General features: G+C 74.9%; 1 protein-coding gene. It reads left to right on the forward strand.

Annotated features, from left to right (window positions below):
• On the forward strand, nucleotides 1-354 hold a 354-nt coding region (locus tag IF01_RS0140915), incomplete at both ends, for an NUDIX hydrolase (protein WP_157855505.1).

The raw sequence follows: 354 nt of genomic DNA on the forward strand, positions 1-354 counted from the left end.
CACCACCCACACCACCGGCCTCGTCCTGCCCGGCGGACCCGCCGAGGAGAACGAACTCCCCCACCACGCCGCCCGCCGCCACACCGACACCCAGACCGGACTGGTCCTCCCCCTGCGCAAGATCCTCGCCACCGACCACACCCCCACCCGGCTCCTCCCCGAGGCCCTCCACCTCGTCCACTGGGGCGGACGCCTCAGCCCGGCCCAGGAATCCACCGTCGCCCGCCACCGCCCGCCCCACACCGTCACCGCCGTCCACTGGCTCCACCGCGCCCAACTCGCCGACAACATGCAACCCGACCACCACCGCCGCACCACCCACGCCCTCGACGCCCTCACCCGCGGCGCCCACCT

It is taken from the genome of Kitasatospora purpeofusca, from assembly GCF_000718025.1.
Lineage (GTDB): Bacteria > Actinomycetota > Actinomycetes > Streptomycetales > Streptomycetaceae > Kitasatospora > Kitasatospora purpeofusca.